The following is a 21,490-nucleotide window of genomic DNA, read 5'->3' as shown; positions in this document are numbered from 1 at the left end:
CAACCTGGCTTTCCTGGCGCTATTGCTGAGGAGATATTGAACAAGCTCTTAGACGAATCCAGCAGCTAATATCCCCTATATTGTTTGCCAGAGATACGTTTATCGAACAGGGCAATCCCACACAATATATATGAGTTTCTGTTATCATGTGCCCCGCTTATAATTTTAAGGTGGTTGTGATTCACTATCATCCTGTTTTGAATTTTGTTCACACTTGCGATGCTTCAATGTCACTGTGAAGTTACTGTTGTGCAAAGCAGGTCTATCCAGACAGTTTTTTACCATGAATTTGCTACTTCAATATCTCGCGCTTTGCTGGTTCGCAAACAATCCCGCTGACTTATATCCCCACAAATCATTCATGTGGAAAGCCATCGCCTTCTACCTGGTGTCGGGGATTATCGTCGAAAGCCTGATCGCCGATCCCGCCGACGGCACGCTGGAAGTGTTGTTGCGGACTGTCATGGCTTTTACGTCTATCGCCACCTTATTGCTGTTCATGAGAAAATGGCATTATTTCGGCCAGTTGTTTACGGCTATTTTCATTTGCGAAAACTTTATCATGACGCTGGCAATCGGCGCTGAAGTGCTGGACCTGGTCATGGTGATGGAGCATTACGAACACCGGGAAGAGGTATCCATAGGATTGGCGTCATTCCTGGTCGTATGGTATATCTCCATTATCAGTTACATTTTACGGCAAATGTTTTCGTTCAGAATGAGTATCAGTATCATTGCCGCATTCAGCTATTTTGTTCTGACTTATGGCCTTCCGATGATGTTCATGGATATATAAGCCGTCCTGCAAGCCGCGTTTGATTATCGCTCAATTATTAAATGGCCAGACGTTTCAGCAGGCGATGAAAATTGCCTCGATCCAGCCCGAGCGCTCGAGCGGCTGCCGCCCTGTTGCCTTGGTGCAGGGCGATTTGTTGCTGGACAAGCCGACGCTGAAATTCATCAACCGCGCCTTTGAAATCCATCGGCGGCGCCGAGGTGATCGAGACATCCGCTAATGCGTTGCCTGATCCTTCCGGTGAATCCGGTGCTATGTCCAGATAGGCGGCGGATAGAGTAACAATACCCGACTGGCGGTTTCCTCGGGTTGCCGCCTTGAGCGCGGCACGGCTGAGCAAATGTTCCAACTCGCGGACATTGCCGGGCCAGCGGTAGTCCTGCAGCGCTTTTTTCGCGCCCGCGTCCAGGCGCAGTTTCTTGACGCCCAGATGCTGCTGGTTTTTTTCCAGGAAGGCGCCGGCCAGCAGCAGCACGTCTTTTCCCCGCTCCCGCAGGGGCGGAACGTGCATGGGATAAACCGCCAGGCGATGATAAAGGTCGGAACGGAAAAGGCCGTTGGCGACTTCCTGTTGCAAGTCGCGGTTGGTCGCGGCGATGACGCGGACATTGACTTTGATCTGCCGATCGCTGCCGACGCGCTGGATATCGCCGTTTTGCAACGTGCGCAGCAGTTTGGCCTGGATTGAAAGCGGCAGTTCGCCGATCTCATCGAGAAAAATCGTGCCGCCGTCGGCCAGTTCGAATTTGCCCGCGCGTTCGCTGACGGCACCGGAAAATGCGCCTTTGCTGTGCCCGAACAGCTCGCTCTCGGCAATGCTTTCGGGCAGCGCCGCGCAATTGACGTACACCATGACCTGGTCGGCGCGCGTCGATTCCAGGTGAATGCGCTGGGCGACCAGTTCCTTGCCCACGCCCGTCTCGCCCATAATCAATACCGCCAGTTCCGAAGGCGCCACGATGGAGATTTCATTGCGCAGTGCCCGCATGCCTTCGCTTTCGCCGATCAGATTGTGTCCGGCATTTTGTCTGTTCAGGGTGCGGGTGACATAGCTGACCCGCTGCTCCAGGGACGAAATCAGCCCGACGGCCTTGACCGACGCGGCGGTCAGGCTGATGAAGGCGTTGAATTGCACAGGGTCGATGCCGTCAAACGTGCCGGCGCTCAGCGCGTCCAGCGTCAGGACGCCCCAGGGTTCGCCGTCGATGAATAGCGTGACGCCCATGCAGTCATGCACCAGCAGCCGGCTGTCCTCCGCCTCGATCAGCCCGTCATAGGGGTCGGGCAGATCGGAATCGGCGGCGAAGCGCACGGCCTGATTCGAAGCCAGAATCCGCGCCAGCCGCGGATGCTCATCAATGACAAAACGCCGCCCCAGCGTATCTTCCGACAGTCCGCTGACGGCCAGCGGCGCCAGATGGCGGCCTTCCAGTTTCAGCAAGGCCGATGCATCGCATGGGAAAGTCTGGCGCAAATGCTGCAACAGGCGCTGATAGCGCTGCTCCGGCGGCATATGCGTCGAAAGGTCCGCGACCACTGAAATCAACGAAGTGAGAAAGGTATTTGTCGTCATAGTGATAACCAGGTTGTTAAAAACACAACTATGCAGTGATGTTAATAAGACAACTATACCTTAAATCATGTACAAAGCGTAAGGTTTTAAAGGCCCGGCGCGAATAGCGTGTTTTTGGCACAGTTAGTGCAGAAGTTGGTTTGAAATTGTTTTCATTCAACCAGCTTAAGGAGAACATCCGATGTTTTGTTACCAATGCGAACAGACCTACCGCTCAGAAACCGCCAGCGGCTGTGCGTCCGCCAAAGGCATGTGCGGCAAGGACGCCACCACTTCCGATTTGCAGGACTTGCTGATCCACGGCGTCAAGGGCATCGCCCAATACGCCAAACGCGCGCGTGCCCTGAATGCGCCCGATAACGAAGCCGGCGGCTTCATGCTGTATGCGCTGTTCACCACGCTGACCAACGTCAACTTCAACGCCACCCGCTTCACCGTGCTGTTGCAGCAAACCGCCTCGATACGCGATCAGGTCAAGGCCCGTTACGAAGCCGCCGCGCTGGCGGCGGGCAAAGTGCCTGAAAGCCTCACCGGCCCAGCCGTCTGGCAGCCTGCGGCCGACACGGAGGGTCTGCTCAGGCAAGCCGCCGGCGTGGGCATCAATGCCGGACTCGAGCAGGTGGGGCCCGACATTATCGGACTGCGGTCATTGGTGCTCTATGGCCTGAAGGGCGTCTGCGCCTACGCGCATCATGCCCATGTGCTGGGCAAGGAAAGCGATGCCGTTTATGCCGGGGTCGAGGATGCGCTGGATTTCCTGAGCTCGGAGCCTACAGATGCGGATGCCCTGCTCAACCAGTCTCTGGCCCTGGGCTTTCTGAACCTGTCCGTGATGGAATTGCTGGATGCCGCCAACACCGGCGCCTTCGGCGCGCAACAGCCGACCCAGGTGCGCGTGACTCCGGTCCCGGGCAAAGCCATCCTGGTGTCCGGCCACGACCTGGGCGATCTGGCGGCGCTGCTGGAGCAGACCCTGGATACCGGCATCAACATCTACACGCACGGCGAAATGCTGCCCGCCCACGCCTACCCCAGGCTCAAGGCCTATCCGCATCTGGCGGGCAATTACGGCGGTGCCTGGCAGGATCAACAGCAGGACTTTGCCGACTTCCCCGGCCCCATTCTGATGACCTCCAACTGCATCATCGAGCCGCAGCCCCAGTACCGTCAGCGCATCTTCACCGCCGGCCCGGTAGGCTGGCCCGGCGTGCGCCATATCAGCGACAAGAATTTCGCGCCCTTGATCCAGGCCGCGCGAGCATTGCCGGGTTTCAAGGAAACAGCCGAGGCCGAGAAAACCATCACCATCGGCTTCGGACGCGATGCCGTGCTCGGCGTCGCGGATCAGGTCATCGACGCGGTGAAGTCCGGCGCCATTCGCCACTTCTTCCTGATCGGCGGCTGCGACGGCGCCGCGCCCGGCCGGAATTACTACACCGAGTTCGCCGAGAAAGCGCCCAGTGATACCGTCTTGCTGACGCTGGGCTGCAACAAGTACCGTTTCAATCAGCATGATTTCGGCGCTATCGGCGGCATTCCGCGCCTGCTCGACATGGGGCAGTGCAACGACAGCTATTCCGCCATCAAGGTGGCCGCCGCGCTGGCCGAAGCCTTCGATTGCGAGGTGAACGATCTGCCTTTGTCGCTGGTGGTGTCCTGGTTTGAGCAGAAAGCCGCCGCCGTGTTGCTGACCCTCCTGGCGCTGGGCATCCGCAACATTCGCCTCGGGCCTACGCTGCCGGCTTTCCTGACGCCGAACCTCGTGCAGGCATTGGTAGACAGGTTCGGGATCCAGCCCATCACCACGGCTCAGGCCGATATCGACGCCGCGCTGGCGCCGAAAGCCGCTTGATTGCGCAGGATGGCCGGGACGCTCGCGCGCTCCCGGCCGTATCAGTCTTGTTTGGAGCCTAAGAAAACATGAGCACTCATACTATTGAACTCACGACCCGCGACGGAGAGCAGCTCCGTTTCGATTGCGACGACGACCGGAACCTGCTGGAGGCCGCCGCCGATGCGCACATCGTGCTGCCTTCCCAATGCCGCCAGGGCAGCTGCGGCGCCTGCTATGCCGACGTCACGCGCGGCGACTATAGCCTGGGCGAGCACAATCCCGCCGCACTGCCGGCCGGCGCGGCGGAGCGCGGCGGCATCCTGCTCTGCCGCACCTCGCCGCTCAGCGACCTGAGCGTCTCCCTGCCTTTTGACCATGACCGCATCCTGCTGGGCGAAATCCGGCGCCGCAACGCCGAAATTGCCGCCATCGAGCCGGTCGGCGAAAACACCGTGCGCCTGATGTTGCACCTCGCGCCGGACGACGACGGCGGCAGCGTGGCCGAATTCGAGCCCGGCCAGTTCATGGAACTGGAAGTGCCGGGGCAGGCCATCAGGCGCGCCTACTCGCTTGCCAACACGGGCAATTGGGAAGGGCAGCTGGAATTCCTGATCCGCCTCCAGCCCGGCGGGCTTTTCTCCACCTGGCTGCGGGAACAGGCCCATGCCGGTCAGACGCTGATCGTGCACGGCCCCCAAGGCGCCTTCGGCCTGAGCGAAAATGGCCTGAGGCCGCGCTGGTTCGTGGCCGGCGGCACGGGACTGGCGCCCATGCTGTCCATGCTACGGCGTATGGCCGAGTTTCAGGAACCGCATCCGGCCCGGCTCTATTTCGGCGTTAACCGGGTCGAAGAGCTGTTCTGCCTGACGGAGCTGGAGGCGTTAAAGGCGGAGCTGCCTCTGCTCCAGGTGATCTTGTGCGTGTGGAAGCCGAACCAGGACTGGCAGGGCTTTTGCGGCACGCCGGTGGATGCGCTGGCTCAGGACCTGGATGGCCTGAATGCCCGGCCCGATATCTACCTCTGCGGACCGCCCGCCCTGATTGAGGCCGCCGAAGCGGCTGCCCGCACTCAAGGCGTGCCGGTCGAGCAGGTGTTCAGCGAAAGATTCCTGCCGGCTTGATGCTCTGGCATTTAGCTTGTCGTAACTCGCCTCGGGCAGCCGCATCGGCAAAGTATTCGATCGGATTGGCAGAATTGACTTGCGGACTTTTGATATGAAACTCATCTGAGCCAGGCAGGGGCAGTATTTCGCTCCTGCCTGGCGCGGCGGGCGGCATAAAAAAGCAGCCCGTGCATGATATCAATTACCAGGATACGCCCAGCAACAGAAACATCCCAATCAGCGCAAACTTCAGCGCCCATTGTTCCATGGCGCACTGACCGTAGTCATGGCGCATGATCTCCTCGATCTTGTTGGCTCCGACCTGATCCTGCATATGAATTCTTCTCGTCATGATGGTTCTCCCCCTTTATTTAATCAGTGATGAACGGTAACTGCGCATTTGCCCGACCAGTACGCCCTGAATTTCGACTTGCTCCGGATGATAAGCCATTGCGGCCAGGTTGGCGTTGGCCGGGATCAGCAGCACCTTGTCCGGTGCCTGTTCGATATATTTCAAGGTGACTTCGGTTTTCTCGACCAAGGCTACGACGATTTCGCCGTTGTGGGCATGGCTGCGCTGCTCGATGACCACCCAGTCGCCATCAAAAATGCCGGCCTCGATCATCGAATCGCCTTTGACCTGCAGCACGTAGCAGGGCTTGTCGCTTCTCAGGACTTCGGGCACAGCCATGTAATGGACATGTTCGATGGCTTCGATCGGCTTGCCGGCGGCAATCTTGCCGACAAACGGCAGACGCTGCTCGCCCTCATCCTCGTTGCGTTTCGCCTTGATGGTCAGGCGGATGCCGCCTTGCTTCTGGCCTGAAAGCGGTTCCACCAGTCCCGCTTCTATCAAGGCCGAGATATGCTTGTGCAGGGAGCCCCGGGAGGCCATGCCCAGCGCCGCGCAAAGTTCGTCCAGTGTTGGCGGGTACGGAAATTTGTCGGGATTGTTGCGCAGAAAATCAAGGATTTGCCGCTGTCGCCGGGTCAATTGATGCATCGTCGTTCCTTTTTTGTTTTTTGTCAGCTTACCAAAAATGGCCCAAAATGCCAGAAAAAGAGAACAAAAAGAGAACAAAGTGAGAGCCTCTCACTGATTGCATTATGGATCAAGCAGTTATTGGTGCGCTGCCGATGAAGCTGTGAGCTTCGGTCCGCATCCGGTGCTGATTCTGCGATAAATTGCGGTCGCCTGTCCCGACATGGTCTGCCGAGCGGCGGAATTAATTGGCGCAGGGCCCGCGCCGATAAGCAAAGGCCCGCTTTATGAGTTCGTGCGGCTATTAAAAAACAGGCAGGAATGGCGCTGTGATCGCCTATTCGCTGGTTTCATCGACCGGTTTATTGTTCATCTCGTCACGCGCCGCCGTGACTGCTTTATGTAGCCGCAGTAGAGCCGATTCAAGCGCCGCGACGTCTTCCGGCGAATAATCATTGAATATCCGGTAGATGAATTCCAGATGTTCGGGGTAAGCCCGCTTGAACAAGGCCACGCCAGCCGCCGTCAGCCGCACGATCTGGCTGCGGCCGTCCGTCTTGGAAGCCATGCGCTCAACCAGTCCTTTATCTTCGAGACGGTTGATGATGCCCGTCAAAGTGCCTTTGGTGATGATGGTCTTCTCGCCCAGCTGTTTGAAGGTCATGCCGGCCGTATTGCCCAGGGTCAGGATGATATCGAACTGGGGCAGCGTCAGATCCAATGTGTGCACATGACAAGCTGCGTAGGCCAAAAAAGTCTGATGCGTCCGCGCCAACTCGCGCAGTACGCTTGGAAATGTTGATGGCGAATTCATAATGTTCAGATACAATAGTTGTAGTTAGAACTAAATGGTAACCTTGATTGATAATAACCTCAAGTTTTTTAATGTTTTTGGCTGTTATTTTCTTAAAAAAACTGTGGTTTTTCTCTTTGAAAACAAATCCATTCATTTTTACGGCAAGGCTTGCCAGCCATAAGGCTGAAACTGAGCATTTATCACGGCATTATCGAATGTGTATGCCGGACGCTGCAGAAATCATTTAACTGTATGATAATAAAAGGCAATTTTTTTCATGATCAAGAATGGCGCGCTTGAAAAAAGAGAGATGTTCAAATAAATAATCTGAGTTAGAACAAAATTTGTTCTAATTAGAACAAAATCTGTTAGAATTTTCGCCATGCTTGGTAATCAACATGAGCCGGTTCAGCTCTCTAAGCCTTCTGTTAATCGCCAGGTGAAAAACAAATTATTTATTTACTATGAGGTTTACCCCATGAACGTATTCAACAAATTTCTGACTTCTTCCATTATGGCCGCGGCGCTGGCAACCGCATCATTCAGCGCGTCCGCCGCGAATCCAACGAATGAGGACGTTAAGGCGGCGATCGACAATACGCTGGCGAAAGTTGAAGAGACGATTACGGCTCTGGACAATGGCGCAGACAACGAGAAGCTGGTCGATATGGTCGGCGATGCTCGCCAATTGCAGAAAGACATCTCCAATAATGCGCTGGACTTAAAGCGCAACCAGGCTAGCGGTGTTTTGAAGAAAGCGCGTACCGAACTCAAGAACAACGACCTGGCGTCGGCTAAGGTAACATTGGCTGATGCAGCCAACCGCTACAAGGAAATTCAGCAGATCTACGTATCCACTCACTAAGAGTGCCTGCGCCGGCAGGCCGGCGTTTGAAGTGAAGCTGAAACCCTTGCCCGGCTTCCGGGCAAGGGTTTTTTGCTGCTGTCCAGGCCGTAAACCTCAGAAAGCAGCATAATTATCTCAAGCCGGCTTTTCGCGGGTGGGCACCGGCCGAAGTCATCACCGCAGTGCAGCAAACCCGATGCTGGTCGCCAGCTTTGATAAAGTTGTTAGTGACCGCTAATGTCAATATACTTGTCCAATAACCATAGCTATTGTTTTGATATCTTATGATAGTCAATTAAATCAACAGCTTATATTCTATCTGCTCAGTATGAGTGAGTTGACTGTCTTTATGAATTCCAGGGCTGTAATTATGAAAAAACTTTATCTCATTATTACCTTTATCTTGCTCGCGGCTGGTTGTACGTTTCAAAAGCCGGATTATCTGAACATGATCAATGTGACTGAACTAAACCAGATCATGCAGCGCGAGGATATATTCCTGGTGGATGTCCACATACCCGAACAGCCGCATATAAAAGGCACTGACCTTTTTATTCCTTACAACGAAATCGAGAAATACAAAGACAGACTGCCCAAAGACAAAAATACAGCCATCTATCTTTATTGCAAAGGCGGTCCTATGGGAAATGCGGCGGCAAGATCCCTTCATGAATTGGGTTACCGCAACCTATTCAATCTTGAGGGCGGCGCAGAGGCCTGGGAAAAAGCGGGTTTTGCTTTTCAATAAACGGTAAATGCGCCGTTTGGCTCATGTTCGATTCTGGCCGATAAAAGTGGCTTTCGAGAAAGGCTTATCAGTTTTTTGGCATGCGAGGCTATAAGCTGTGCTGATATACAATATTAGAATGTTTTTTAGCTTTTGCCGCACCTTCAACCATGCCCGGAATGATGATTGTCTATTTACTATGTTTCAGCGCACTAACCGGAATCCTATATCTCGCCAGCAAAAATAAGAAGCCATTCGGAGTCCGGCAATACATAATTGTATCGGCTTTGGCTTTCGTGAGTCTTCAAAGTTATCCGCTTATCGCCTCAGGGGAAGAGTACGATAGGGATTACCGATACTACGGAGACTACAGGGATTATAGAGGCTACGGTGGAGAGTATGATGGCAGAGAGTATGGCAACGGTTACAGTAGAGACCCCCGTACATATTCCGATAGAGACTACGGCGGGCGTTACAGCAGGGAGTACGGTAGCGCGCCAGCATCGAATGATGTCCGCCCTCCAGTTGGTATAAATGACTTTGAGAGGGAGCTTGTGCAATCGATTTATGCCAGCTGTTATCGCAGTCAGCGCGTATCGGTCGAAAACTACGGCGTACCTGAAAATTTGATCATGGACTACTGTAGCTGTGCCAGCAAGAATATGGTTGGCCGCCTGAGTTATGAAGATTTTAAGTTGCTTGAGAAGATTCAAGGCACGGGAACGCCTCCGCCCCATGAGATCCAGCAAAAAATGGAGTTTGTCGCTATGACGTGCAGGAAGACTTCGATTGATAAAATGCCGCCGAGTGGTTTGGAAACAAGGGGGCGGATGCCCAATTGAAAAGATTACGGGGATAGATAGTTTTCTATCCCCGTAATCTTTTCAGAAAAATCCGGTGTTTATCAGATCCAGTTTTGATGACTTAAAGTTAACGTGGCGCTGGCTACCCAAACAGGCTACTCGCTTTCTTCGCTCCGAAAAAGCCGAATCCAGAACACTATCTCAGCGAGCAGCCCCGCAACGAAGAATGCAATAGCGCCCGAGGCGCCCCCGACAGCATACAATACGATTGCCGCCGCAAAACACGAGAAAGTAATGATGTGCCGCATTTGCGCTGCGCTCCTTGGAATGGTCTGTTTATTCATCACAAAATTTCGACACATCTTCTCTGTTTTTTTCATTCAAGGCAAAAAAGCTGTGGCGTCAGGCAAGCATCAGCCGGAAACAGGCAGCGCGGGATAGCACAAAATTATTGCAAATATCTATGACGTGGAGGCGAGGGACGCGCATGCGGTCCCTCTCGGCAGGCGGTTTAGGGATTGCGGCTTTTCAAATAGTCTTCGTTAATACGAGTGGCCCGCTGGACGGCCGGGCGGGCATATAGCCGCTCAACATAAGCTTCAAACAGAGGGCGCTTTTCAATAGTGCCAAACATCATACCCCAGCCAAGCAGCGAGCCAATATACACATCCACGGCAGTAAATTGCTCGCCGCAAATGTACGGTCCAGGCGTTAACGCCTTCTCAAGGGCATCGAGCGTAGCGCTGTAGCTGCCGAACCCGACAAAACCGCTCTTGCCCTCGGGTACTTCCCAGCCAAGCGCTTTAGTGGCCGCGGCCTGGTCCAGCGGGCCCGCTCCGAAAAACAGCCATCTGAAATAGCTGGCGCGAGCAGGGTGATCTGACGGAGGGATCAGGTTTTTCTCCGGGAAACGATCCGCAAGATAGGCGCAGATGGCGGCAGTTTCCGTGACTAAAGCGCTACCGTGCTTAAGGGCGGGAACTTTGCCCATAGGATTCACAGCAAGATATTCGTCGCTTTTCATGGCTGGCCCGAACTCTAGCCAGACCGTCTCATAAGGCAGGCCAATCTCTTCAAGCAGCCAGTGGACAATGCGCCCGCGGGATTGTGGATTTGTATAAAGCACCAGATCGTTCATTATATGATTTCTCCTTAAATGGATGGTTCTAATTCCTGGGTTAAGCGGCATAGAGCGCAAGGTCCGCCTGTAAGAACAGTTAGGCCGTCGCAATGCCTTGAGCATTATAATCTCCACGTAGACAGTGGGCCATACTCTACGCATCCAGTAAAAGATACGATCAGGCATGCCGACAACAGATACTGATACGCGATGAAAAACGGCTTGTTTATATTCTTACGGAGCCCCGCAGGATTTGAGGTTAACCTCAAGACAATATGGATCAGCACAAGATCAGCGCTAGTCAGATCCGCTAATGGTCTATCATCATTTGCGAAAATCCGGGTTCAAGACAACCACCGTTCAATTTGCATTTCTGAATAGCAGTGTGCCGGCAGAAAGCAGCCAGTCAAATTACATGGGAGCACTTCGCTCAAGATTGCTTCAGCGTCAGTAATTGTCCAATAGTAATAGCACGGATAGAAATTCAGTTAAAAAAAGGAACAATAGCCGCTCAAACAGAGGAAATTGAACCTGGCACAACATCGATAATGAATTATCGCGTCGACCTGGATTGCCAATCAGATGCCTGACGGCATTCAGCTTCGCCCCTAACAGAAAGGAGACCCCCCATGTTTACTCATCGAGCTAAAAAGCACGAGAATTCCTTCGTATTGGCTGCTCTCGCCGTGACTTTCACTGTCTTTTTACCGCAACCGGCCCACGCCGACTCTATCATGCCACCGCCCGTGCCTGCCAATATTCAGGTGCCGGCAGGAAACAAAGCATTCCTGGTGGGTCATGCCGAGGGCACTCAGGACTACATTTGCCTGCCTTCAGGCTCTGGTTTTACCTGGACATTCTTCGGGCCGCAGGCCACCCTGTTCAATGACAACGATAAGCAAGTCATCACCCACTTCCTCAGTCCGAATCCGTTTGAGGCTGACGCGCCCCGCGTCACGTGGCAGCACTCACAGGACACAAGCACCGTATGGGGCGCGGGGATCGCTTCTGCTTCCGACCCCGACTTCGTCCAGCCGGGTGCCATCCCCTGGCTCCTGGTTCAGGTGGTTGGCGCGCAGGACGGACCCACCGGTGGAGGCAAGCTGACAGAGACCACCTTCATACAGCGGCTGAACACTTCCGGAGGGACCGCGCCATCGGCAGACTGTGACTTGTCGACGGACGTCGGCAAGAAGGCATTGGTACGTTACACGGCTGACTATTTTTTCTACAAGCAAGACGACTAGGATCAAATTCGCATGACCCCAGGCTCTCCTGGCCAAGTCATGCCTGACGCCGGCCGGCACGCGATAACCTGATCTGCGATGCCAGGCGTCAGGCAGCGCTCATCATCATCAACATCAACAAAAAACAGGAAGAATCATGTTAACTGAACCAACCCCAAAATATGTAAAAGGCTTCGTATCAGCCGCTCTTGCCGTGACGCTCGCAGGCCTGTTCACTGCTCCTCCAGCCTTCGCGAGGATTGCTGCCAACACCATTGACTCCCAAGCCATCGTGACCGATAACGGCCGCCATATCATTGTGACCGGGCCGATTGCATGCACGGAGAACGAGCGGGCGTTTCTGCGGATAACAGTGACGCAGCGTGAAACGGGGGCCGTGGCTGAGGGTAGCACCCGCATCACTTGCACTGGCGATACCCAGCAATGGGAAATCCATGCCTCGGTCCAAAATCAGGCGGTCTTTGAGGAAGGGCCAGCCACCGCTGTGGCTTTAGCGCACACAACCGATCGCGGTGATATTACCGATGCGCATCAGTGGCTAGTTGATATTACGCTGGCAGGAGAATAAAGCAGAGCCCGCCAATCAGAACTATGATGCCTGACTACGGCATGGGGCGGATGCTTCTGGCGCTGCTTTCTCATGCCGAGCCTCTTCCGGGATTAAATGGCCGTTTACACGAGGTTGGCGACTGCCGGTTTTTGGCCAAGCGTGATAATGGACTTTCTCAGGCTGTAACTGCCTTCAAGCTTTGGCAAAAATAGCCGGAAGATCATTCGCCTTTTCGGTCTTCCCGAAGCGCATCATGAGCCATGAAAATAAAAAAAGCAGGTGAGGCATTGCGTCGCACCTGCCGGGATCGAGCTAACATCCGGAAGGGGTGTTTCAGGCTTTTACCTCACTCGGTCCGCAGCGCCTCCAGCGGCTCCAGCCGGGCCGCTTTCATGGCCGGGGCCACGCCGGCGATGACGCCGATCAGCAGGGATACCAGGAACGCCGCCGCGGCATAGGTCCAGGCCAGTTGCACCGGCAAGGCGGGCAGGGCGGCCGCGATAAGCTGCACCGCGGCGATGCCGGCCAGCACGCCGACCAGTCCGCCGGTCGCGCTCAACGCCAGCGCCTCGGCCAGAAACAGCCGGAAGATCGTGCGCCGCTCCGCGCCGATGGCCCGCAGCAGGCCAATTTCCGAAGTCCTTTCCGACACCGCGATGGTCATGATGGTCAGGATGCCGACCGAGCCGACCAGCAGCGAGATGCTGCCCAGCGCCGCCACGGCCAGGGTCAGGATATTCAGGATCGAATCCATCTTTTCCAGCATCTGGTTCTGGGTCACGATCGTGAAATCCTCCAGGCCGTGCCGTGCGATCAGCAGCCTTTTAATGGCTTTTTCCAGACGCGCGACCGGGGCATCGCTTTCATAAAGAATGTCGATTTCCATGAGGCTTTCGCGATCGAACAGCGCCAGCGCCTTGGCGGCCGGAATGTAAAGCGTGTCGTCCATGTCAAAGCCCAGCAGCTGGCCTTTGCTTTCCATGACGCCGACCACGAGATAGCGGTCGGTGCCGACGCGGATGCGCTGGCCCAGCGGGCTGCCCGTGCCGAACAGTTCCCGCGCCAGCTTATGGCCCAGAACGGCCAGCGCGCGCGGATTGTCCTGCTCGCCGGCAGGCAGGAAACTGCCCAAGGCGACCTTGATCCGCCAGACCACCGGCACGGCCGAGCCGACGCCCAGCACGTTCGTGCGCCGCTGTTTGTTGCCGGCTTCGACGCGGGCGTTGCCCTGCACGAGCGGCGAGACGGCAAGCACGTCGTCCAGCCGCTCCAGGCTGCCGGCATCGGCCAGCGACAAAGGGCGCACGGTGCTGATCGTGGCGCCGGACAGGCCGAAAGTCGTGGTCCTGCCGGGAAAGACGGCGATCAGGTTCGTGCCGAACTGGGTAAATTCGCTCAGCACGAAGGCATGGATGCCGCGCCCGATCGAGGTCAGTATCACGACCGCAGCGATGCCGATGATCAGCCCTAAGGCAGTCAGGCCCGAACGCAGCTTGTGGCTGATGACGGTCCGGTACGACAAGGCGATCAGGTCGACAGTGCGCATCGTTACCTCCTCGCCAGGGCGGCCACGGGGTCGAGGCGTGCGGCCTTCCGGGCCGGCAACACGCCGAATACGAGTCCCGTGAACAGGGACACGCTCAGCGCCGCCAGCAGCGCCCAGACCGGCAGGATGAACGGGAAGTTGGGATAAAGCGCCTGCAGTACCCACAGCGTGACGCGCCCCAGCACGACGCCCAGGATCGCACCGGCCAGCGACAGCAGCGCCGCTTCGGTCAGAAACAGCGCGATCAGCTGGCGTTTTGTGGCGCCCAGCGCTTTCAGCAGGCCGATTTCGGCCGTCCGCTGCGTAACGCTGACCAGCATGACATTCATGACCAGCACGCCGGCCACGGCCAGGCTGATGCCGGCGATGCTGGCCACGGTCAGGGTCAGCGCGGTCAGTATCTTGTCGAACGTGCTGACGACGCTGTCCTGCGTGATCAGCGTGATATCATCCTCGCCTTCGTGCCGGGCCTTGATGATGGTTCTGATGTCCTCGGCGGCCTGAACCATGGCCTCCTTGGATTTAGTCTCGACCAGAATCCTGAACAGCGAGCTGGTATCGAACAGCGCCTGCGCCGAGGCGACCGGAATAATGACGATTTCATCGAAATCGGTGCCGATGGACTGGCCTTCCGAGGCCAGCACGCCGACCACGCGGAAACGGCGGTCGTTGATGCGCAGCCATTCGCCGACCGCCGGCTTGCTGGGGAACAGTTGTTCGCGTATGGTCTGGCCGATCACGCAGACCGACATGGCTTTGTCGGGCTCCGCTTCCGGCAGAAAGCGTCCCTGCGCCATGCTCAGATGACGCACGCGGATCAGGGCATGCGTCGAACCGAGGATATTGGTTTCGCGCTCCAGGCCTTCCGCCGAAACCGGCGCGGAACCGACCGTTACCGGCGCGATGGCGGCCACATGGGGGCTTCTGAGCAGGGCATAGGCATCGTCCAGCGTCAGGTCGCGGGGCGTCTCGCCGAACATCGGCGGCGCGGCGCCCGTCGTTTCGGTGCGTCCCGGCAGCACGATGACCAGATGCGTGCCCAGCGATTCGAACTCATTAATGATATAAAGGCGGGCGCTTTCGCCCAAGGCCGTCAGCACCGTCACGGACGCCACGCCGATGCTCATGGCCAGGATAATCAGGGTGGCGCGCAGGCGTTGCGCCCGGATCGCGCCAAAAGCATGAATTAAGGTGTCTTTGAAAAACATGGGCTAGCTCCTGTGGCCTTGGCCGTCCGCGCACAGGCATGAACGGCCAATCAGGGGTAGCCTAACCGAACTGCGGCCGGTTAAAAAGTGATTTTGCCGTAAACGGTCGCGTAGGCGGCGTTGTCGCGCAGTTTTTTGTAGACGACCTGCGGATACCAGGTGCCTGAGGTCGACGGCAGCGCCACGATCAGGTCGGCGCGCTGGCCCGGCGAGATGTCGAGGCTGGTCACGGTCTTCGGCGTCGGCAGGGCCCGGCCGTCGCGGATGTAAACCGTGAACGGCTTCAGGTTGCCGCCCGTGTCCTTGATCTGGAACGTGGAATTGGTCGAGTGCATGCCGATTAGACGCAGCGCCACTTTCTTGTTTTTTGCCGCCGCCAAGGTCATGGCCGGCGCGCCGGTGGTTTTGCCTTCCTTGCCGGACAGCAGGAAATACTGCGGGTTGTAGTCGGCGAACACGGTCGAATCGCCCGTGGCGGTGTGATAAGCCGGGTCTACCGTGCTTAACACATAAACCTGCGAGTAGTCATAGGCCGTTGCCGCATCCTGATTCAGCCGATTCATGAAGTTGCCGGACCCGTCGCGCGGGCGTACGATGATGGCGCTGTACATGCCCATTTCCAGATGCTTGACCGTATGCACGTGGCAATGGTACGGATAGCTGCCTTCATGGCCGGCCGACGGCGCCCAGGTATAGGTGTCGCCGGTGACGCGATTGCCGTTGGTTTCCGGCACGCCGTCCTCATCGGTCTGCACGTCGGCGCCGTGCAGATGGACGGTATGACCATTGTACGGGGACATTTCTTGCGGCGTCATCATGTTCACGTTCAGCGTCAGGTTCAGCGTGTCGCCGGCGCCGATTTCAATAACCGGGCCCGGCACGGTGCCGCCGCCCATCATGCCGCCACCGCCCATGCCGCCGCTGCAGTCATAGTAGCCCCAGAACCTGACCGATTGGCCGCTCAGGGTCTTGCTCAAGGAGCCGACGCAGAGGCTTTTGTTGATGGTCGCCGCTGATACGTGTGACGAGGCCAGACCCAGAGCGCTTAATAATAAAATAGGTGCTGTTTTTTTCATGGCTTTCCTCCTGGCTTAGTGCATCATGATCATGGTGGCGCCGCCATTCAGATACACGCCGTTGGCGGTCTCGGCTTGGGCGGTATGGATATGCATCGGGTATTCGCCATACTGGTTGACCGTATACAGCACTTCGGCCACGCTCATCGGCGGCACATTGATCGTATCCCACTGCTCAAACGGCGTCGGCTGGCGCACGCCGCTGACATTGATGACTTCGAAGTGGTTGCCGTGGAAATGCAGAGAGTGGCTGAACTGTCCGGCATTGACGATGCGCACCAGCGTCACTTCATCCATCATGCCCATGATCATGGTGTTGTGGTCCATCATGGCATCGAAACCGCCCAGGCCATTGAGCATGAAATAATTGGGCTTATAGACGGCTGTATCGACGCTGCCGCCGGCGGAAGCTACGTCATTCCAGCGCGGCTTGTCCATGTCGCTGATAACCCAGATCCGCTCATGGTCATAAGCGGGCCCCCCGGTCCAGGCTGTGTTGCTGTTATCGGCTGGGCGCACAATCAGGGCGCCGTGCAGGCCCATCTCGCGGTTGATGTTGTTGTTCAGCGTATCGCTGTATAGGTAGCTGCCTGCTGCCGGTGCGGTAAACGAATAGGTTTTGCTGCTGTTGGCGGCGATAGGATTGGTGTCGTTTGTGACATTCTGCACGACGAAGTTGTGCGATGCGCTGTGGTGGTTGTAAACGGTCACGTTGACGGTATCGCCTTCGTTGACTGTCAAGGTCGGCGCCGGCACGGTCGGCAGGCCGGCCGACTCGCCATAACCCCATATCGACAAGGTCGTGCCGCCCGCGCCGGTAATGGTTAAATCGCCATCATCGATATGCAGCGTAAAATTACGCTCGGCGGCATCGGCCGCACCGTGCCCGAGCAACAAAAAAACAGTTAAACCGAGCTTTTTCAGCATTCTTATCCTTCCTTATTTTTGTAATTATAAAATTACAAATAGGGCAAGAAGCGTGCCTGCTGAATAGGTTAATTAAAACAATAGATTAGAGATTGAGTATTGCCCACCTTAAAAAAACTGTGTCATATGCCGCAGTTTTAGTGTGGCATATGGCACAGTCGATACCATGGAGGTTCCTGCAAAAACAGGGCAAGGATTACATGCGGTCGCGTCTCATGACCAGCGCCGGCCCGCCCTGGGTGGCGGCATAACGCTGCTTGATGGCCTGCGCCAGCTGATGCACGGCCATGGCATACTTGTCGCTGTTGTTGTAACGCTTGATCACCTTGAAATTGGGATAAACCTGCCAGAATTCGTTGCCTTCATAAGTGCTCAGGGCAATGGTTGAGGCGTTGTTGCGGCCATGAGCCTGATGCGCGACGGGTTTGCTGGGCTGCCAGCCGCTGCGCGAGAAATAATGCGCGACGCTCCCGATCGCATCATGCTGATTCCACAGATTGCGCACGCCGTTGTTATCGAAATCCACAGCCAGACGGCGGAAGCTGCTCGGCATGAACTGTCCAAGGCCCATGGCCCCGGCCCAGGAACCGACCGGCTCAAAAGGTTCGAAGCCTTCCTCGCGCGTCATGAGCAGGAAGTTCTCCAGTTCCGTGGCAAAAAACGAGGCGCGTCTCTCGGTATCGAACGCCAAAGTAGCCAGGGCATTGAAAATGCAGGTCTTGCCGATGTTGCGGCCGAAGTAGGTCTCGACGCCGATGATCGCGACGATATATTCGGGATCGACGCCATAAGTGGCGCTGGCTCTCTGGATCACGTCGGCATTTTCAGCCCAGAACTCGGCGCCATGGGCGATATGCTCACTGGTCAAAAATTTGCTGCGGTAGCGCGACCAGCTGCCCGGTTTCGGGATACTGGGGCCGGAGCTGGGACCTTTCTGGGCATTTTCAAGGCGGATCACGGAATCCAAGCGTGTGGCCTGCGAGAACAGGGCGTTCAGATACTTTTCCGAGAAACCGTGTTTTTGCACCATGTGCCGGATAAAGGTATGCACGGGTTGGGAGTAGGCATAAATCCCGGTCAATGCATCGGCTGAATGGACAGGGAAGGACGTGGATTTTCGGTAGGGTTGAAGCGGCGGGATTGTGTTTTTTTCCGTTGTATTAGGCTGGGATGGAACCCGGTTCTGCGGCTTCATAGAGCCCAGCGTATCGGAGCGGTAATTCTCCGTATCACTGGCACAGCCGACGAGCAGCAAGGTCAAGGCCAGTTTGGCTGCCCTTTTATAAACTACATTTGTTATTAGCATGATTTTGTCTTCTTATTGATTAGCGGTCCCCATTAAAAGAGCACCATTACATCCATACGGCACGGAAAATCCGTCCCGGCTCCAATTAACAGAGATAGGCCTGCGCTAACGCAGCTTGATCCCTAAGCTAATTATTGGCTATTTCATCGGTATTGTTAAGCCCGCGCTGCAAAAAAACACCCGCTCGCAGTGCTGCCCGATTAATTGCGCAGCCTTGCCCGACAGGTCCGCAAACCGCCGCGCCAAAGGGTTGTCGGGAATGATGCCGAGCCCGACTTCATTGTGCACCAGCACCATATCGCACGGCAGTTTCAGCACCGCTTCCAGTTCGTTCAGGATATCGGCCTCGCGGTATTCGTGATGCAGCATGTTGTTGAGCCACATCGATACGCATTCGATCAGCGCGGGCTTGCGGCAATCCTTCAGTATCTCGAACAGCCTGACGGGTTCTTCCAGCGTGTCAAAAAAATCCTGGCGGCGCTGCCGGTGAATGGCGATGCGCGCCTGCATCTCGTCGTCGAAAAATTCGGTCGTGGCCAGATAATAGGGTTTGAGGCCATTGGCCTGCTGCAAGATATAGGTCTCGGCCAACCGGGATTTGCCGCTTTTGACCCCGCCTATGAACAGCGTCTTCATGCCAGCAAGGCTCCCGCTATCAGGATTCCCAGCACGATAAAATTAATGCCCGTTTTCATGTTTAATGCCTGTTTCAGTGTCGTTTGGTTGACCGGGTTGATGGCAGAGCCCAATACCGGCTTGTGCTTGATGCGGCCATGATAGCTGGCGTCGCCCCCTAGCGCCACACCTAATGCGCCGGCCATGGCCGCGATCGGGAAACCTGCATTGGGGCTTTCGAGCTTGCCGCCGTCGCGAAGGCAGCATTGCCAGGCCCGCCGTTTGTCATCGGCCAGCGCAATGATCAGCAGCGCCGTCAGCCGGGCCGGCAGGTAGTTGGCGACATCGTCCAGCCTGGCTGCAACTTTGCCGAAATAAAAATAGCGCTCGGTCTTGTAGCCGATCATCGAATCCATCGTATTGATGGCTTTATAGACGGCGATGCCGGGCAGCCCGAACAGGACCAGATAAAACAGCGGCGCGATGACGCCGTCGCTGAGGTTTTCGGCCCAGGTTTCCAGCGCGGCTTTATGGACTTCTGTTTCGGTCATGGCCTGCGTATCGCGGCTGACCAGATAGCTCAACGCCTGCCTGGGGTTCTCGGCCGTCAGCAGGCCGGCAACGCTGGCGTGCAGCATGTGCATGGCCAGGCCGGTCGAAGCCGGCACGGCCAATATCGGCAAAGACAGCCAGACTGGCAGCCCGCCGGCCAGGTTAGCCAGCGTGACGGCTATCGACAGCGTCAGCGCTAGCAGGCTGATCACGAGCAGGGCGCCGGTCATGATGCGGCCTTGGTAAAACCGCCGCTCGAAGGCCGAAATGAAATCGCCCATCCACATCACAGGATGCTTGCCGGGCAGCTCGCCGATGGCCAGATCGAGCAGATAGGCCAGCAAGGCCAGTTCAAAATGCATCGGCCAGCCCTGCATAAACGTAGGGTACGCACTGCGTACCTTTTTCAAAGCGGTTTTCTGAATCAAATTTTCGGAAGGTACGCGATGCGTACCCTACACAACGGATTTTTATAGCCATATCAATCCTGCAACGCCGCTAGAATCGCCGCTATATCCAGTTGCTGCGCGACCATGTCGGCAAAGCCCTGTATTTCAGCTTCGCGGTAGGCTTCATAGTTGTAGCCCCGGTAGGCCGGATTGATGGCTTTGAGATAAGCCGTGCGAAAATCGTCATTATCGAAGATGCCGTGTACATGCGTGCCGGCGACGTGTTCGTGCCGATGCGCCAAAGGATAATTGGCCATGCGGCCGCAATGAATCTCATAGCCCTTGATGGCCGGGCATGAAAACAACTCGTATTGCCCGCGCTGCAGTATTTTAGGGGTCTTATAAACCACCGTATCATCGAACAGTCCCAGGCCTGTTTCGCTGCCGGCAATTTCATGCTCAAGGGCATCGGGATCATGCAATGTCTTGCAGAACATCTGATAGCCGCCGCAGATGCCGAACACCGGTTTTTTAAGCCGCCGGATCTCATCGAACAAGCCCTGGGCTTTCAGCCAGTGCAGATCGCGGATCACGGTTTTGCTGCCCGGCAGCAGCACCATGTCGAACTCGGCCAGCGGCCGGTAGGACTGGATCAGCTCCACATGCACCTCGGCATCGGCCATCAGCGCATCGAGATCGTTATAGTTGGCCAGGCCCGGATAGGCGATCACGGCGGCACGGATTTTGACATCGTTCAGCCGCTGCCGGTAATTCTGCAGCGACTGCGAGTCTTCCATGTCGATATTCAACGGCTGGAAAGGCAGCACGCCCAGCACGGGCACGCCGAAACGCTCGCGGATGATCTTCTCGCCCTCGTCGAAAAAGCGCCGGTCGCCGCGGAATTTGTTGACGACGACGCCGATCAGGTTGGCGCGCATAACCGGGTCCATCAGCGCCAGCGTGCCATAAATCGACGCGAACACGCCGCCGCGCTCGATGTCCGCGACCAGGATGTTTTGGGTATTGAAGGTCTTGGCGATGAAGGTGTTCGACAGGTCCTTGTGCAGCAGATTCAGCTCCACGGGCGAGCCCGCGCCTTCGGCGACAATTAGGTCATAGGACTGCTGCAAAGTCGAAAACGCCTGCCGAACCTGCTGTTTCAGATTGTCGATCTCATCGTAATAGGCGGCGATCGACTCGTTTTTGTAAACCTGGCCGTTGACGACGACCTGCACGCAGCCGTTGCCGTGCGACTTGAGCAGCACCGGATTGAACAGCACGCTGGGCTCGACGCGCGCGGCCTCGGCCTGCAGGCATTGGGCGCGCGAAATCTCGCCGCCTTCCTGCGTGACGGCCGAATTGTTCGAGACGTTCTGCGCCTTGAATGGCGCGACGCGCAGACCGCGGTCGGCAAAAATGCGGCACAGGGCCGTGACCAGCGTGGTCTTGCCGGCATCCGAACTGGTGCCGAAAACTGCTAAGGGTTTCATTTC

22 protein-coding genes are annotated in these 21,490 nt (G+C 56.4%); 9 read left to right on the top strand and 13 right to left on the bottom strand.

The features are described 5' to 3' along the window. Nucleotides 1-361: 361 nt before the first annotated feature. Nucleotides 362-796: a hypothetical protein gene (locus IT781_RS16315; RefSeq protein ID WP_194971241.1), complete on the top strand. Its 435-nt coding sequence runs from the start codon at nucleotides 362-364 to the stop codon at nucleotides 794-796. Between the two features lie 37 nt (nucleotides 797-833). Here IT781_RS16315 and norR read toward each other — a convergent pair whose 3' ends face one another. Then, nucleotides 834-2,369, bottom strand: coding sequence for a nitric oxide reductase transcriptional regulator NorR (gene norR, locus IT781_RS16310; RefSeq protein WP_194971240.1), 1,536 nt, complete (start codon nucleotides 2,367-2,369; stop codon nucleotides 834-836). 181 nt (nucleotides 2,370-2,550) lie between these two features. Between norR and hcp the strand changes: the two genes are divergently transcribed. Continuing rightward, nucleotides 2,551-4,221 (top strand): hydroxylamine reductase, encoded by a 1,671-nt coding sequence (hcp, locus tag IT781_RS16305; protein WP_194971239.1) that lies wholly within the window; start codon nucleotides 2,551-2,553, stop codon nucleotides 4,219-4,221. A gap of 68 nt (nucleotides 4,222-4,289) precedes the next feature. Continuing rightward, the gene (mmoC, locus tag IT781_RS16300) at nucleotides 4,290-5,324 is read left to right on the top strand and encodes an aromatic/alkene monooxygenase hydroxylase FAD-binding subunit MmoC (RefSeq protein WP_194971238.1); all 1,035 of its coding nucleotides are present in this window, start codon (nucleotides 4,290-4,292) and stop codon (nucleotides 5,322-5,324) included. A 184-nt stretch (nucleotides 5,325-5,508) separates the two neighbouring features. Here the strand turns inward: mmoC and IT781_RS16295 are convergent, their stop codons facing one another. The 3 genes from IT781_RS16295 to IT781_RS16285 form a co-directional block, all read right to left on the bottom strand. Further along, entirely contained in the window at nucleotides 5,509-5,658 is a 150-nt protein-coding gene (locus IT781_RS16295) for a hypothetical protein (RefSeq protein WP_194971237.1), read from the bottom strand. A 15-nt stretch (nucleotides 5,659-5,673) separates the two neighbouring features. Next, the gene (lexA, locus tag IT781_RS16290) at nucleotides 5,674-6,309 is read right to left on the bottom strand and encodes a transcriptional repressor LexA (RefSeq protein ID WP_194971236.1); all 636 of its coding nucleotides are present in this window, start codon (nucleotides 6,307-6,309) and stop codon (nucleotides 5,674-5,676) included. A 316-nt stretch (nucleotides 6,310-6,625) separates the two neighbouring features. Continuing rightward, complete coding sequence (locus tag IT781_RS16285; protein ID WP_194971235.1) at nucleotides 6,626-7,102, bottom strand: MarR family winged helix-turn-helix transcriptional regulator; 477 nt, start codon at nucleotides 7,100-7,102, stop codon at nucleotides 6,626-6,628. Nucleotides 7,103-7,562: 460 nt separating this feature from the next. Here IT781_RS16285 and IT781_RS16280 point away from each other — a divergent pair, with 460 nt between their 5' ends. The 3 genes from IT781_RS16280 (at nucleotide 7,563) to IT781_RS16270 (ending at nucleotide 9,500) form a co-directional block, all read left to right on the top strand. Continuing rightward, a complete protein-coding gene (locus IT781_RS16280) occupies nucleotides 7,563-7,949 on the top strand; it encodes a hypothetical protein (protein ID WP_194971234.1) in 387 nt (128 codons plus the stop codon). Between the two features lie 352 nt (nucleotides 7,950-8,301). Further along, nucleotides 8,302-8,679 carry a rhodanese-like domain-containing protein gene (locus tag IT781_RS16275; RefSeq protein WP_194971233.1) on the top strand — a complete coding sequence of 126 codons (378 nt, stop codon included), beginning with the start codon at nucleotides 8,302-8,304 and terminating at the stop codon, nucleotides 8,677-8,679. A gap of 158 nt (nucleotides 8,680-8,837) precedes the next feature. Then, nucleotides 8,838-9,500, top strand: a complete 663-nt coding sequence (locus tag IT781_RS16270) for a hypothetical protein (protein WP_194971232.1) — start codon at nucleotides 8,838-8,840, stop codon at nucleotides 9,498-9,500. Nucleotides 9,501-9,972: 472 nt separating this feature from the next. Here the strand turns inward: IT781_RS16270 and IT781_RS16265 are convergent, their stop codons facing one another. Then, the gene (locus tag IT781_RS16265) at nucleotides 9,973-10,599 is read right to left on the bottom strand and encodes a glutathione S-transferase family protein (protein ID WP_194971231.1); all 627 of its coding nucleotides are present in this window, start codon (nucleotides 10,597-10,599) and stop codon (nucleotides 9,973-9,975) included. 611 nt (nucleotides 10,600-11,210) lie between these two features. Here IT781_RS16265 and IT781_RS16260 point away from each other — a divergent pair. The 3 genes from IT781_RS16260 (at nucleotide 11,211) to IT781_RS16250 (ending at nucleotide 12,590) form a co-directional block, all read left to right on the top strand. Then, the gene (locus IT781_RS16260; protein WP_194971230.1) at nucleotides 11,211-11,828 is read left to right on the top strand and encodes a DUF3455 domain-containing protein; all 618 of its coding nucleotides are present in this window, start codon (nucleotides 11,211-11,213) and stop codon (nucleotides 11,826-11,828) included. Nucleotides 11,829-11,964: 136 nt separating this feature from the next. Further along, a complete protein-coding gene (locus IT781_RS16255) occupies nucleotides 11,965-12,396 on the top strand; it encodes a hypothetical protein (protein WP_194971229.1) in 432 nt (143 codons plus the stop codon). Nucleotides 12,397-12,419: 23 nt separating this feature from the next. Continuing rightward, nucleotides 12,420-12,590 (top strand): hypothetical protein, encoded by a 171-nt coding sequence (locus tag IT781_RS16250; protein ID WP_194971228.1) that lies wholly within the window; start codon nucleotides 12,420-12,422, stop codon nucleotides 12,588-12,590. Between the two features lie 134 nt (nucleotides 12,591-12,724). On the opposite strand, the gene IT781_RS16245 is transcribed toward IT781_RS16250, so the two are convergent. From IT781_RS16245 to IT781_RS16210, 8 genes are all read right to left on the bottom strand, one after another. Further along, on the bottom strand, nucleotides 12,725-13,924 hold the full coding sequence (locus tag IT781_RS16245; RefSeq protein WP_194971227.1) for an ABC transporter permease: 1,200 nt from the start codon (nucleotides 13,922-13,924) through the stop codon (nucleotides 12,725-12,727). Between the two features lie 2 nt (nucleotides 13,925-13,926). Then, nucleotides 13,927-15,132, bottom strand: a complete 1,206-nt coding sequence (locus IT781_RS16240) for an ABC transporter permease (protein WP_194971226.1) — start codon at nucleotides 15,130-15,132, stop codon at nucleotides 13,927-13,929. A gap of 80 nt (nucleotides 15,133-15,212) precedes the next feature. Further along, nucleotides 15,213-16,208 carry a multicopper oxidase domain-containing protein gene (locus tag IT781_RS16235; RefSeq protein ID WP_194971225.1) on the bottom strand — a complete coding sequence of 332 codons (996 nt, stop codon included), beginning with the start codon at nucleotides 16,206-16,208 and terminating at the stop codon, nucleotides 15,213-15,215. Nucleotides 16,209-16,223: 15 nt separating this feature from the next. Then, entirely contained in the window at nucleotides 16,224-17,135 is a 912-nt protein-coding gene (locus tag IT781_RS16230) for a multicopper oxidase domain-containing protein (protein WP_194971224.1), read from the bottom strand. A gap of 196 nt (nucleotides 17,136-17,331) precedes the next feature. Then, nucleotides 17,332-18,441 (bottom strand): lytic murein transglycosylase, encoded by a 1,110-nt coding sequence (locus tag IT781_RS16225; RefSeq protein WP_194971223.1) that lies wholly within the window; start codon nucleotides 18,439-18,441, stop codon nucleotides 17,332-17,334. Between the two features lie 138 nt (nucleotides 18,442-18,579). After that, entirely contained in the window at nucleotides 18,580-19,077 is a 498-nt protein-coding gene (locus IT781_RS16220; protein WP_194971222.1) for a bifunctional adenosylcobinamide kinase/adenosylcobinamide-phosphate guanylyltransferase, read from the bottom strand. Further along, nucleotides 19,074-20,018, bottom strand: coding sequence for an adenosylcobinamide-phosphate synthase CbiB (cbiB, locus tag IT781_RS16215; protein WP_228779215.1), 945 nt, complete (start codon nucleotides 20,016-20,018; stop codon nucleotides 19,074-19,076). The genes IT781_RS16220 and cbiB overlap by 4 nt, the downstream gene beginning before the upstream one ends. Nucleotides 20,019-20,089: 71 nt before the next feature. Beyond that, on the bottom strand, nucleotides 20,090-21,487 hold the full coding sequence (locus IT781_RS16210; RefSeq protein ID WP_194971221.1) for a cobyric acid synthase: 1,398 nt from the start codon (nucleotides 21,485-21,487) through the stop codon (nucleotides 20,090-20,092). Nucleotides 21,488-21,490 lie beyond the last annotated feature (3 nt).

It is taken from the genome of Methylobacter sp. BlB1 (genome assembly GCF_015476545.1).
GTDB lineage: Bacteria > Pseudomonadota > Gammaproteobacteria > Methylococcales > Methylomonadaceae > Methylobacter.
The sequence above is the reverse complement of the archived record's forward strand: the minus strand, read 5'-3'. Positions and strand labels throughout refer to the sequence as shown.